Here is a 13,408-nt window from a genome sequence, read left to right on the forward strand (position 1 = left end):
GTTTCAGGAACGCCAAGCGTGGAGCATCAGTATGCCGTCTATCGAATCTGGCGGGTGCAACGAATAGACGCATCACCCTCGCGCCCGCGGACCCTCAAGGAGTACCTCATGCATATCGCAAAAGACGCCGTCGACGTGAAGATGGAAATTCCCGGTGCCCTGATCCGGCAGCGTTTGAATTTCGGCGACGCGACCGGCTACAGCAGGATCAGCGGCGAGTACTTCACGCTGTCAGCGGGCGTCGACACGACGCCGCTCTTCCAGGGCCTGAACAACCACAACTCCTGCCAGTGCCCGCACTGGGGGTTCGTGCTCAAGGGCCAGATCACCACCACCGACGACGCCGGGGAACAGGAGACCGTGAAGACCAACGACCTGTTCTATTGGCCGCCCGGCCACAACGTCAAGGTCGACGCCGACGCGGAGATCGTGATGTTCAGCCCGCAACACGAGCACACGCACGTGATCGACCACATGATCGAGAAGGTGAAGTCATGAACCCGAACAAGGCCCTCTGGGAAAAGGGCGACTTCACCCGCATCGCCGAGAGCATGCGCGAGAGCGGGGAAGACGTCGTGCGGCACGCCCGCATCACGCCCGGCATGAAGGTGCTGGACCTCGGCTGCGGCGACGGCAACACCGCCATCCCGGCCGCCAAGCTCGGCGCGCAGGTGCTGGGCGTCGACATCGCAGCCAACCTGGTCGCCGCGGGCAACCGGCGGGCGGCCCAGGCCGGGCTGTCGGCCAGCTGCCGGTTCGAGGAAGGGGACGCCTGCGAGCTGCGGCTGGAGAACAAGTCCTTCGACCTCGTCATCAGCATGTTCGGCGCCATGTTCGCGCCCAAGCCCTTCGACGTCGCACGGGAGATGGTGCGTGTCACGCGCCCGGGCGGGCGCATCCTCATGGGCAACTGGATCCCGAACGACCCGACGCTGGTGGCGCAGATTCTGAGGATCAGTTCGTCGTATGCGCCCCCGCCGCCCGAGGGTTTCGTGAGCCCGATGGGCTGGGGCTCGACCCCGAACATCATCGAGCGCTTCGGCGCGGCGGGCGTTGCCTCGGAGGCCATCAGCTGGGAACGCGACAGCTACATCTTCGACTTCAAAGGCTCGGCGGCGGAATTCGTCGACACGTTCCGGCAGTTCTATGGCCCGACCATGAACGCCTTCGACGCGGCAGCCCAGGCGGGGCGCACCGACGAACTGCGCACGGAGCTGGTGACGCTGTTCCAGAGCCAGAACCAGAGCCAGTACCCCAACACCTGCCTGATCGCCGCGACGTTCCTGCGGGTGACGGTGGACGTGGGCTGATCCGCGGCGTTCCGTCGCCTTCTGCGGCCGGCCCGGACCGCCGGACAGGTCGAGGGAGACAAAGAAAAAGCCCGGCAACGCAGGACGTTGTCGGGCTTTTTTGATTGGTGCCGCTTGTCGGAATCGAACTGACGACCTTCCGCTTACAAGGCGGGTGCTCTACCAATTGAGCTAAAGCGGCTGAAAGAAAGCAGTGCTGGCGACGATTCTAAGCGGCCGGCTTTGGGGCCGACCGCGTCGTCACTTGACGCGCTTGAGCGACGGCCGGGCACCGCCACCGGCCGGCGGGCGCGGTGGCTCGTCGGTCGGGTCGGAAGGCGCCGAGCCGGCGTCGACCGTCTCGTCGCCCTCTTCGCCCGTCACCAGGTGGAACACCTTGCTGGCGTCGCCCTCGGTGCCGCGCGAGGCATCGCGCAGCGGCATGCGCGGCGCGCTGTTCGGCGAAGCAGCGGCCGTGGTGGCGTCATCGCCATCGTCGGACGTGGTGGCGGTCGGCACGGGGGCCGGGAACGCCATGCCCTGTCCGTTCTCACGGGCGTAGATCGCGATCACGCGGCCGACCGGCACGCTGATCTCGCGCGCCGTGCCGGCGAAGCGGGCCTTGAACTCGATGAAGTCGTTGCCCAGCTTCAGCGAGCTGGTCGCGTCGAAGCTGATGTTCAGCACGATCTCGCCGTTCTTCACGTACTCGCGCGGCACCTGGACGGTGTCGTCGACCAGCACCGCGACATAGGGCGTGAACCCGTTGTCGGTGCACCACTCGTACAGCGCCCGGATGAGGTACGGGCGGGTGGAAGAGGACTCGAGCGCGTTGATCATGAAAGGCGGCGAAGAACGAAGGAAGCAAGCACGCAGCTTACTTACTTTCGCATGACCTTTTCGGAAGGCGTCAGTGCTTCGATGTAGGCCGGGCGCGAGAAGATGCGCTCGGCGTACTTCAGCAGCGGTGCCGCGTTCTTGCTCAGGTCGATGCCGTAGTAGTCGAGGCGCCAGAGCAGCGGCGCGATGGCCACGTCGAGCATCGAGAAGTTGTCGCCCAGCATGTACTTGTTCTTGAGGAACACGGGCGCGAGCTGCGTGAGGCGGTCGCGGATGTGCGAGCGGGCCTTTTCGAGCGCCTTCTCGTTACCCTTGGCGGTGCGGTTCTCGAGCGTGGCGACGTGCACGAACAGTTCCTTCTCGAAGTTGAGCAGGAACAGGCGCACGCGGGCGCGGTCGACCGGGTCGCCGGGCATCAGTTGCGGATGCGGGAAGCGCTCGTCGATGTACTCGTTGATGATGTTCGACTCGTACAGGATCAGGTCGCGCTCGACCAGGATCGGCACCTGGCCGTACGGGTTCATCACGCTGATGTCTTCGGGCTTGTTGTAGAGATCGACGTCACGGATCTCGAAGTCCATGCCCTTTTCGAACAACACGAAGCGGCAGCGGTGGGAGAAGGGGCAGGTCGTTCCTGAATACAAGACCATCATGGCGAGAGACTCCTAAAAATCAAAAAGAGTGGGTCGCCTGGGCAACCCACTCTGTGGGACCGGACGCACGAGGCGCCCGATCGGCGTGAACGGAATTACTTGACGTCTTTCCAGTACGAGGCGTTCAGTCGCCATACGAAAACCACCGACATGGCCAGGAACAGCAGCACCCACACGCCGATACGCACGCGGGTGTTCTGTGCCGGCTCGGCCATCCACTGCAGGTAGCCGACGAGGTCGCCCACTGCGCTGTCGAACTGCACCGGGGTCAGCGTGCCGGGGGTCACTTGCTCCCACTTGCCCGTGAACACGTCGGTGGCATGACCGTGCTGCTCGACCTTGGCGTGCACCGGCAGGCGCTCGCCCTGCAGTTCCCACAGCGGGTTCGGCATGGCGACGCTCGGGAACAGCAGGTTGTTCCAGCCGGTGGCCTTGGTGTCGTCGCGGTAGAAGCTGCGCAGGAAGGTGTACAGGTAGTCGGGGCCCGTGCCGCCGTGGCCGGCGCGCGAACGGGCGACCAGCGTCAGGTCGGGCGGCGTGGTGCCGAACCATTCCTTGGCCTGGCGCGCGTCGATGTTGGCCTTCATGGTCTCGCCGACCTTGTCGGTCGTGAACAGAAGGTTGTCCTTGATCTGCTGCTCGCTGATGCCGATGTCCTGCAGGCGGTTGTAGCGCATGAAGGCGGCCGAGTGGCAGTTGAGGCAGTAGTTGACGAACAGCTTGGCGCCGTTCTGCAGGGCCGCCACGTCGGTGGTCTTGTTGGGCGACTTGTCCCACGCCAGACCGCCCGATTCGGCGGATGCGGCCGCGGAGAAGGTCAGGCCCAGTGCCAGACCCATGACAGCGAGCCAGCCGGAAATTCTTTTCTTCATCGTGTTTCTCTCAAGCTCTCTTGCACTTGCGCGCGCATCAATGGGCGGCGAAGACCACGCGCTCGGGCACGGTCTTGAATTCGCCCTTGCGGCTCCACCACGGCATCAGCAGGAAGAAGCCGAAGTAGAAGAGCGTGCCGATCTGCGAGATGGTCTGGGCGATGTCCAGGGCGAACGAGCCGATGACCAGGTTGCCCCAGACGCCGGGCGCCTGGATGCCGAGGTAACCCAGGATCAGGAACAGGAACACGAACACGCCGTAGACATACTTGTGCCAGCTCGGGCGGTAGCGGATCGACTTGACTTCGCTGTGGTCGAGCCACGGCAGGAAGAACAGGATGATGACCGAGCCGCCCATGATGACCACGCCCCAGAACTTGGCGTCGAAGGTCTTGAGCAGGAAGATCACGACGGCGGCCACGACCACGGCGGCGATCTTGAGGCCCATGCCCGACTTGCCCTTGATGAAGTTCCAGACGGCAGCGGCCGCGATGATCAGCGCGAACACGTTGACCATGTCGTCGGTGGTGGCGCGCAGCATCGAATAGAACGGCGTGAAGTACCAGACCGGAGCGATGTGGTTCGGCGTCTTCAGCGAGTCGGCCGGGATGAAGTTGTTGTATTCCAGGAAGTACCCACCGGCTTCGGGCGCGAAGAAGATCACGGCCGAGAAGATCGTGAGGAACACCACCACGCCGAAGATGTCGTGCACCGTGTAGTACGGGTGCGACGGGATGCCGTCGAGCGGATGGCCGTCGGGACCGCGCTTGGCCTTGATCTCGATGCCGTCGGGGTTGTTCGAACCCACTTCGTGCAGCGCGATCAGGTGGGCCACCACGAGGCCGAGCAGCACCAGCGGCACGGCGATGACGTGGAAGCTGAAGAAGCGGTTCAGCGTGGCGTCGCTCACGACGTAGTCGCCGCGGATCAACAGGGCCAGGTCAGGACCGATGAACGGGATGGCAGCGAACAGGTTCACGATCACCTGAGCGCCCCAGTAGGACATCTGGCCCCAGGGCAGCAGGTAGCCCATGAAGGCTTCGGCCATCAGGCACAGGAAGATCGCGCAACCGAACACCCAGATCAGCTCGCGCGGCTTGCGGTAGCTGCCGTACATGAGGCCGCGGAACATGTGCAGGTACACCACGATGAAGAACGCCGAGGCGCCCGTCGAGTGGATGTAGCGGATCAACCAGCCCCAGGGCACGTCGCGCATGATGTACTCGACCGATGCGAACGCCTGGTTCGCGTCGGGCTTGTAGTGCATGACGAGGAAGATGCCGGTCACGATCTGGATCACGAGGACCAGCATCGCGAGCGAGCCGAAGATGTACCAGAAGTTGAAATTCTTCGGTGCGTAGTACTTGCCCCACTGGTCGTTCCAGAGCTTGGTCAGCGGGAAGCGGTTGTCGACCCAGTTGAGCAGCTTCTCGCCGGCGGGAGCGTTGGGGGAAACTTCGTGAAATTCAGCCATGTTCGTGGTCTCCCTCAGGCCTTCTTGCTGTCGTCGCCGATGAGCAGGCGCGTGTCGGACAGGTACATGTGCGGAGGCACAGGGAGGTTGTCAGGAGCGGGCTTGTTCTTGAAGACGCGACCGGCGAGGTCGAACGTGGAACCGTGGCAAGGGCAGAGGAAGCCGCCCTCCCAGTCGTTCGGCAGCGAGGGTTGCGGACCGGCCTGCAGGCGGTCGACCGGCGAGCAGCCGAGGTGGGTGCAGATGCCGACCACGACCAGCACATCGGGCTTGATCGAACGATGGCCGTTCTGTGCGTACTTGGGCGTGAATTCGTCGGGGTGACGCTTGGAGAGCGGATCGGCGAGCTGGCCATCGAGCTTGGCGAGTTCGGCAACCTGATCAGGGCTGCGCTTGAGGATCCAGACGGGCTTGCCGCGCCATTCGACGGTGATCTTTTCGCCGACCTTGAGGGCCGAGATGTCCACTTCGACCGCGGCGCCCGCGGCCTTGGCCTTTTCGGACGGCTGGAATGTGCTCACAAAAGGGATTGCGGTGGCCACGCCGCCCGCTACGCCGGCACAGCTGGATGCGATCAACCACGTCCGCTTGCTTGTGTCGATCCGGGGCGAGCCGGAGGTCATGTCACTCATGGGGATCCTCTAAGTCTTCTTCGCTGGAGCAGGGGCTGACCTTTGCCACAGCAAGGTCAACCCGAGATTGTAGCGGGGCGCAAAAGGGTTTTTCAATGATTGCCGCGCGTGCGCACGGCGCCGCAGCACGTGCGCGACAGCACGCGACGGCCCTCGGCGCTCAGCTCAGCAGTCCGTACTGGGTTGCCTGCCGAACGGCCTGGGTGCGCGACTTGACGGCCAGCTTGCGGTAGATCCGCTTGGCGTGGAACTCGACCGTGTTGATCGAGAGGCAGATCGCTTCGGCAATCTGCCGATTGCTCCAGCCTTGCGCGATCAGGCGCAGCACATTGAGCTCCCGAGGTGACAGCAGCCCGGGAGCAGGCATCGGGGGCGAGACCGTGTCGCCGTCGCGCAGCGCGGACTCGACACCCTCCGGTTTCGCGGACGCCGCAATCAGGCCGAGGACGCGACGCGCGACGCGTGCGTCCATCGGCGAACCGCCGCGCTCGATCGAGCGCAGCAAGAAAGAGAGTTCGGCATCGTCGGCGCTCGTCAGCAGATAGCCGGAGGCTCCTGACGAGATCGCGGCCTCGACCAGCAGGCGGTCGTCGTCCTTCGACATGGCGATGGCGTCGATCTGCGGGTAGGTACGCCGCAGGTGCGACAGGAGCGCGACACCGCCGTCATCAGTGAGGTGCATGTCGACCAGCACCAGGTCGTAGGGCAGCGCGGCCAGCAGGCGGATCGCCTCCGCGTGCGTGGAGGCGATCACGACGCGGCGTCCCGGGGCCAGGTCGCAAAGGAGGCGTCGCATGCGATCGGCCAGGGCCAGGTCGCCCTCGACGATCAGGGCACCGAAGAAGGCACAGCCCAAGGCGGCGTACCGGCCGGTGAGTGCCGGCGCCGAGTGTGCGCTGCTGGCGGACAGGTGATTCATCATGAGCAGACGCCTCCGATCACGCCACCGGCCGCGCGCCCGCACACTCGCACACCCTTCGATACCCCACCTTCAGACAATCGAACCACGCATATCCCCTTGTTGTGCCCCGCGGCCTACCTTGAATGTCAACTTTCGTTTCGGGGTACTGCAGGAACAATGCCTGGGAGTCGGCCCGGCGGCCCATCGCAACGATGGCTCGGTCAGTGCGTTGATTTCATTGAAAAATGCAGCAGTAGCGACTGGGGCCTTGCCGCTGGAGCTTCGCGTCAGTCGCCGTCGTTACGGCCATCTTGGGCGGAACGTTACGTAGCATTGAGATACACATGTCCCCGTCACACTCACCCGTAAGAATCGGGGCAATACGCAGTTACAAGGATGCCGTGGCAAACGCCTCATCCTCCGGGCCAAATTAGTTGCGGCACACTTCTGATGCTGCTAACCTCAAGTCAAGAGCATAAAAACCCTTTGAGAGGATCACTGTGAAGACGAACAAACTGGTTGCTACCGTCGCCCTTGCCACCCTGGCAATCTCGTCGGCTTTTGCCCAAACGCAGGTTACCCCTGCGCCCGCAAGCAACAATCGCGCATTTACGCCGGGCCCCGCCGGCGCTCCGAGTGCAACCGCTGCTGGCCTTGGCGGCCTGACCCCCGTTCAATGGGGCGCTGTTGCAGGCACCGGCGCACTGATGCTGACCCTCGGCAGCAGCAACAACGGCAACGGCGGCGGCGGCTTCTTCGTCCCTGGCACGGGCACCACCGGCACGGGCACCACCGGCACGCGTTAATGCTGGTTGCCCTCCTGAAAGGAGGGCATTCGCTGAAAAGTCCGCGCGTTGCTTCCGCCACGCGACTCTTAGAACGTTGCCTTTTGGCAACGTTTTTCTTGGGCGTTGGCGGTTGCTCCTCCGGAACTTCAGCCATGCTGGATTCAGCTCGACTGCTGTATCGCGGCGAGTCTGCAGCAACCCAGCCCAATTTCAATCCCAGCTATCGGTACCTGCGGGCCACCGTCGATGGGCGCGTCCTGTACATGGTGCTCGGCTATATCGATCAGCGCGCCGAAGGGCCCGTCGAGGTTTGGTACAGCGGCACGGGCGAAGTCGTCCGACTTCTGAATGGTCAACTGGTCGGCACGACCGGGCTGTCCATGGACTGGCGCGACGTTCGACTTGCCAACCCACCCCCCTGGCAAGCCCACACTGCCAACACCACGCAGACCTACGCGCGCGAACGCGACCTGATGCCGGGCTATCGCTTCGGCATTCGCGACGACATCGCGCGCACATCGATCGCGCCGCCCACCGACAGCGCTCTCGCCGGCGTGCCCGCAAGCGCCTTGCGCTGGTATGAAGAACGCAGCGTGTCTCGCCCTGCGACAGCCTCCGTTCCTCCCGCCCGCTTCGGCGTTTCATTTGCTTCTGGCGCCCCTCAGGTCGTGTATTCGGAGCAATGTATTTCCCGCGACCTCTGCATGAGCTTCGAACAGTGGACACCCCCCGCACCAGCAGCCGGCACCGCGGCGCGCGCTGGTACATGAGCCCCCTCCTCCTGCGAGCCATCAGCCCCCCGCATTGGCCCCGTCGAACGGCCCTTGCCTGCGCGTTGATGGCGAGTCTTGGTGCGTTGGCGGAGCCGTCTCAGAACACGGCGACCGTCGAGCCCGCAAATGATGCCGAGGTGCGCCCCGGTGAGCGACTGAGCACTTGGTTGCTGCGTCAGCCGGAAGGCGCCGCAACGCCCGGACTGGCATGGCGCGTGCCGCAGGAACGGTTGGCTCAACAGTTTCTGAAGAACACCCTGCTCGTGCGACTTGAAGCAGCCAGCAGGCGCGCACCGCGCCCCGAGCAACTCGATCGGCTGAAGCTCATCACATGGCTGCAGAACCTGCCGATCACCGGCCGCGTGGCGCTGGGCATCGTGGACCCCCGCTGGCTGCAGGCGCACCCGGATCAAGACCCCGTGCTGTCGGCCGGCCAGCAGCTCATTGCGCCCTCCCCGCAATTGAAAACCATCGCGGTTGTCCGCCCCAATGGCGAGTTGTGCCACGTGGCGCACGAGGCCGGCCGGACCGCTTGGGACTACGTCATCGCCTGCGCCCCCAACACGACTCACGATTGGGCATGGGTGGCGCAGCCCGACGGCCGAACGTCCCGCGTGGGCATCGCCCCCTGGAACGGCCACCCCTCCGATGAGCCGGCGCCCGGTGCATGGATCTGGGCAGCGCCGCGCGGCATGACCGAACTGGTCGACGCATCGGAAGGCATCATCAAGTTCCTGGCGACCCAGGGCCCTTCGCCGCAGACAGCGGCTCTGGGCACCACCACTGCCGCGCTTGCAGTTGCCAAGCCGGCCGCCACAATCAATACGCCCATTCCGCCGTCAGTTCCGCCGGAGAGCGTCATCTCGGTGCGCCCCGATGCCTCGGCCCCGCAATACAAGGCGCCTCGCACAAGCAGCAACGACTGGGGCGAAACCGGCCTGCTCCAGACGCCGACGGCACGCATGGGCGAGGCCGGTGATTTCCGCACCTCGATCAGCCACGTGTCGCCCTATACGCGACTGAACGTGATGTTCCAGCCACTGGACTGGATGGAGGCAGGCTTTCGCTACACCTCCATCAGCAACCGCGCGTATGCCGCCAGCACCACGGGCCAGAGCAATAAGGACAAGAGCATCGACGTGAAGCTGCGGCTGCTGCGCGAATCCGCGTATGTGCCTCAGGTTGCACTGGGCTTTCGCGACCTTGGCGGTACCGGCCTCTTTTCGGCCGAATACCTGGTCGCCAACAAGCGCTACGGCGATCTCGACTTCAGCCTCGGCATCGGCTGGGGATACCTGGGCAACAGCGGAAACATCCGCAACCCCTTGCTCGCCCTAAGCAATCGCTTCAGAACGCGTACGGTGAGCTCAGCAACGGGCGGCGAAGCAAATTTCAAGGCCTTCTTTCGAGGGCCAGCTTCCTTATTCGGCGGCGTCGAATGGCGCACGCCCTGGGATCCCCTGACCGTCAAGCTCGAGTACGAAGGCAACAACTACAAGAACGAGCCCCAGCAGAACAACCAAGTTCAGCGCTCACCTTTCAACATTGGACTGGAATATCGCTACTCACCCGGCGTCGCCTTCACCGCCGGCCTGGAACGCGGCAACAAGGTGATGGTGGGCCTGACCCTGTCCACCAACATGGCGAGCATGCGAGCCAGCAAGCCCGCAGATCCGCCGCCGCCCCGCTTCACGCCGGAGGCTCCAGCCAATCCACCTGGATGGGCCTCCACCGCTGCGGAGATCCAGGCACGCACCGAATGGACCGTGCAGCGCATCGCGCCGCAAGGCGACAGCGCGCACGTCTGGATCACCGAGAGCCACACGGTGTACCGCGAGGCCCGCGTGCAGCAGGTCATTGCCGTCATGCATCGCGATGCCCCGGCGTCGATCAAGCACTTCGTGCTTCACTACAACGAGCGCGGACTGGCACTGCACACGCAAGTCGTCGATCGCAGCGAGTGGGTGACGGCGCACTACCAGGCACAGACCCCCGCAGAACTGCGCGCCACGGACCAGCGCGACTACGCCCCGCCTCGCGGCCGGACCGAAGACGGGCTCTACGTGCCGACATCGCCGCAGCGCACACCCACTGATGCAACCGCCACCGCATCGTCCGGCGAGACGCCGGCCATGGCGCCATGGGAGCGGCGCACGGAAAGACTCACTTTCGGCCTGACTCCGAGCTTCTCGCAGATCCTCGGCGGCCCTGATGCCTTCCTGCTCTATCAGCTCGGCGTCTCTGCCACTGCGGAGTACCGCTTCACGCCGAGCACCTGGGTGAACGCCGCGCTGAACTGGCGCCTGCTCGACAACTTCGACAAGTTCACCTACACGGCGCCCAGCAACCTTCCCCGCGTGCGAACCTACCAACGCGAGTACGCAACGACCAAGCGGTTGACGATGCCGGTGTTTCAGCTGACCCACGTGGGCCGCCTGAACGAAGACCAGTACTACAGCGTCTACGGCGGCGCCCTCGAGTCGATGTTCGCCGGCGTGGGTGCCGAGTGGCTCTATCGTCCGTGGCGCAGCAAGTTCGCTTTCGGCATCGACCTCAACCACGTGCGCCAGCGCGACTTTGCCCAAGACCTCGGCCTGCGCGACTACAAGGTCAACACCGGCCACGCCACGCTCTATTGGGACACGGGCTGGAACGGCGTGCAGGCCAGGATCAGTGCGGGCCAATACTTGGCGGGCGATCGTGGCGTCACCCTCGACATCAGCCGCCGCTTCGACAACGGCGTGACGATCGGCGCGTGGGCCACCAAGACCAACGTGTCCGCCGCACAGTTCGGCGAAGGCAGTTTCGACAAGGGCATCTACGTTTCCATTCCCTTCGACGCATTGCTGCCGCGCTCGAGCAAGTTCACTGCGAACTTTGCCTGGGCTCCGCTGGTGCGGGATGGTGGCGCCAAGCTGGGACGGATCAACCCGCTGTTCGAGATGACGTCGATACGGGATCCGAAGGCTTTCAGCTTCTCGCCGCCCGACGACAAAGCACCCAAGGCGGGGGACAACATCCTCGACTTCAAGCGGGCGCAGTAGGCGCCACAGGCCTGAAAACAAAAGAGCCCCGATCCGGGGCTCTTGGTCTCAGCATCACCCCCAGTGAGTCGGGGCGGGAAAAAATGAAGCAGCTCTATCGAATCAGATTGCCACGGCAATCTGGTTCGGCGCGGCTGGCTGGTTGGCCTCACCCACCTGCGCGGCGCCGACTGCCGCTGCGATCGGCAGAGCACGGTCACGCACACGGTGACGCTCCATATGCACCCAGTCCACCACCTCCGCATGGGGCCGATAGCCGGGCAGCATCTGCGTCAGCGTCTGCTTCAACATCGGCACATCGCTGCTTTCGAGTGCCGCATTCAGCGTCTCGAACTGGCGCCAGAGCTCATTCCAAGGCAGACAGGGATCGTGTGCCTTCATGACACGAGGATGCGCTGTAGGCATCGCGCTGTCGCCAATCAGGAGCTCTTCGTAGAGCTTCTCGCCGGGCCGCAACCCGGTCACCTGGAGTTCGATATCGCCATTCGGCGAATGCGCGTCACGGACCGTGCGCCCCGAAAGCTCCACCAGCCGACGAGCGAGGTCGATGATCCTCACCGGCTCGCCCATGTCGAGCACAAAGACATCGCCGCCCAGCGCCATCGCACCCGCCTGAATCACCAGCTGGGCGGCCTCGGGAATGGTCATGAAATAGCGGGTAATGTCTGCATGCGTCAACGTGATCGGGCCGCCCGCCTCGATCTGCTTTCGAAACAACGGCACCACTGAACCACTGGAGCCGAGCACGTTACCGAAACGGACCATCGAGAAGCAGGTATCCGAACTCTGCTGCGCCAGCCCCTGCAATGCCATTTCGGCGACCCGTTTGCTGGCCCCCATGATGTTCGTCGGCCGCACGGCCTTGTCGGTGCTGATCAGGACAAAGTTGGGAACCTTGCACTCCATCGCGATCCGCGCCGTCGTGAGCGTGCCCATCGCGTTGTTTCGCACACCCTCTGCCGGGTTGTGCTCGACGAGTGGCACATGCTTGTATGCCGCCGCGTGATAGACCGTGTCAGGGCGCCAGGCGCGCATCACTTCACGCAGCCGCGCCGCATCGCACACCGAAGCGAGCAGAGGGACGACACGGACGTTCGGCGCCAACTGTTCCAGCTCCTGGTGGATGCCATAGAGCGCGTACTCGCTCAACTCCACAAGCAGCAGCGTGGAAGGCGACAGCTGAACGATCTGCCGGCACAGTTCACTGCCGATGGAGCCACCGGCCCCGGTGACCAACACCACCCGACCGCGGATGTGCTTGTGCAACAGGTCTGCCACCGGCTCGACAGGATCCCGCCCCAGCAAGTCTTCGATGTCGACCTCAACCAGATCATTGACCTGCACCTTGCCGTTGGCCAAATCAAGCAACCCCGGGAGCATGCGTACATGCAGATGCAATGGCAACAACTGGTTCAGAATTTCAACACGACGCCCGCGGCTGGCCGAAGGCATCGCCAAGAGCACGTCCGTGATGCCCCAACTGGCAGCGTTGTTGCTCAGCCAATCCGAAGACTGAATGCGCAAACCGTTGATCGTGTTGCCTTGGAGATGCGAGTCATCGTCAACGAAAGCGCGGACGACCATGTCCCGACTTTGGGCCAACGCTGCAGCCAGTTGCAAACCCGCGCTACCGGCACCGTAAATCACAACCTGAGGCAGTTGCTTGCGCTGCAGAGCGCTCATGTAGAGACCACCCAACCAATAGCGCGCAAACATGCGCGAGCCGGCGATGGCCAGGAACAAGAGCAACGGGACCAGCAGACCGACCGTGCGCGGTACCCCTCGCACACCGACCACCGCAAAAATCAACGCATAGCCGAGGCCAAAGAGCACGCACGCGCGCACGATAGCCATGACTGCAGCTGTGCCTGCATATCGAAAGATGGCTCGGTAGAGCCCGAAAACCACAAAGAGGGGAAGCGCAAGGGCGACGGCCACCGCGACAGCCGACCACTGAACGCCGCGCGGAGCCATCCATTGCTCGAAGCGAAAGCTGAATGCCAACCAGACACACAGGATGCAGAGCATTGCATCGACCCCTAGAGCCAGCATGCGCTTCACGGGGCGCGGCAAGGCAAGCAAGGGCGCAGCCAGACGATTGATCACACTGAAAACTCCTGCGGCACCTACAGGGTGCCGCGC

11 protein-coding genes and 1 tRNA gene are annotated in these 13,408 nt (G+C 64.0%); 4 read left to right on the forward strand and 8 right to left on the reverse strand.

Features of this window, described 5'->3' with window-relative positions; translation table 11 throughout:
- Window positions 1-108: 108 nt before the first annotated feature.
- Both AC07SQ_RS16510 and AC07SQ_RS16515 read left to right on the forward strand, forming a co-directional pair.
- Window positions 109-498, forward strand: coding sequence for a cupin domain-containing protein (locus tag AC07SQ_RS16510; RefSeq protein ID WP_495272468.1), 390 nt, complete (start codon window positions 109-111; stop codon window positions 496-498).
- Window positions 495-1,310, forward strand: coding sequence for a class I SAM-dependent methyltransferase (locus AC07SQ_RS16515; RefSeq protein WP_495272467.1), 816 nt, complete (start codon window positions 495-497; stop codon window positions 1,308-1,310). The genes AC07SQ_RS16510 and AC07SQ_RS16515 overlap by 4 nt, the downstream gene beginning before the upstream one ends.
- Before the next feature lie 105 nt (window positions 1,311-1,415).
- On the opposite strand, the gene AC07SQ_RS16520 is transcribed toward AC07SQ_RS16515, so the two are convergent.
- The 7 genes from AC07SQ_RS16520 to AC07SQ_RS16550 form a co-directional block, all read right to left on the reverse strand.
- Window positions 1,416-1,491: transfer RNA gene (locus AC07SQ_RS16520), tRNA-Thr, on the reverse strand.
- Between the two features lie 59 nt (window positions 1,492-1,550).
- The gene (locus AC07SQ_RS16525; protein ID WP_062473685.1) at window positions 1,551-2,129 is read right to left on the reverse strand and encodes a ClpXP protease specificity-enhancing factor; all 579 of its coding nucleotides are present in this window, start codon (window positions 2,127-2,129) and stop codon (window positions 1,551-1,553) included.
- A gap of 41 nt (window positions 2,130-2,170) precedes the next feature.
- The gene (locus AC07SQ_RS16530; protein ID WP_062473683.1) at window positions 2,171-2,782 is read right to left on the reverse strand and encodes a glutathione S-transferase N-terminal domain-containing protein; all 612 of its coding nucleotides are present in this window, start codon (window positions 2,780-2,782) and stop codon (window positions 2,171-2,173) included.
- A gap of 95 nt (window positions 2,783-2,877) precedes the next feature.
- Window positions 2,878-3,654 (reverse strand): cytochrome c1, encoded by a 777-nt coding sequence (locus AC07SQ_RS16535; protein ID WP_062473681.1) that lies wholly within the window; start codon window positions 3,652-3,654, stop codon window positions 2,878-2,880.
- Window positions 3,655-3,691: 37 nt separating this feature from the next.
- Entirely contained in the window at window positions 3,692-5,128 is a 1,437-nt protein-coding gene (locus tag AC07SQ_RS16540; RefSeq protein ID WP_354347879.1) for a cytochrome b, read from the reverse strand.
- Between the two features lie 14 nt (window positions 5,129-5,142).
- Window positions 5,143-5,760, reverse strand: a complete 618-nt coding sequence (petA, locus tag AC07SQ_RS16545) for a ubiquinol-cytochrome c reductase iron-sulfur subunit (protein WP_062473677.1) — start codon at window positions 5,758-5,760, stop codon at window positions 5,143-5,145.
- Window positions 5,761-5,920: 160 nt separating this feature from the next.
- Window positions 5,921-6,682, reverse strand: a complete 762-nt coding sequence (locus tag AC07SQ_RS16550) for a response regulator transcription factor (protein ID WP_495272466.1) — start codon at window positions 6,680-6,682, stop codon at window positions 5,921-5,923.
- Between the two features lie 919 nt (window positions 6,683-7,601).
- On the opposite strand from AC07SQ_RS16550, the gene AC07SQ_RS16555 reads away from it, so the two are divergent.
- Both AC07SQ_RS16555 and AC07SQ_RS16560 read left to right on the forward strand, forming a co-directional pair.
- Window positions 7,602-8,219: a YjbF family lipoprotein gene (locus AC07SQ_RS16555; protein WP_495272465.1), complete on the forward strand. Its 618-nt coding sequence runs from the start codon at window positions 7,602-7,604 to the stop codon at window positions 8,217-8,219.
- The gene (locus AC07SQ_RS16560) at window positions 8,216-11,266 is read left to right on the forward strand and encodes a YjbH domain-containing protein (RefSeq protein ID WP_495272464.1); all 3,051 of its coding nucleotides are present in this window, start codon (window positions 8,216-8,218) and stop codon (window positions 11,264-11,266) included. Before AC07SQ_RS16555 ends, AC07SQ_RS16560 begins: the two co-directional genes overlap by 4 nt.
- 102 nt (window positions 11,267-11,368) lie before the next feature.
- Here the strand turns inward: AC07SQ_RS16560 and AC07SQ_RS16565 are convergent, their stop codons facing one another.
- Window positions 11,369-13,372: a polysaccharide biosynthesis protein gene (locus AC07SQ_RS16565; protein ID WP_495272463.1), complete on the reverse strand. Its 2,004-nt coding sequence runs from the start codon at window positions 13,370-13,372 to the stop codon at window positions 11,369-11,371.
- Between the last annotated feature and the right edge of the window lie 36 nt (window positions 13,373-13,408).

The sequence above is a fragment of the Variovorax sp. GW821-FHT06D12 genome (assembly GCF_059419205.1).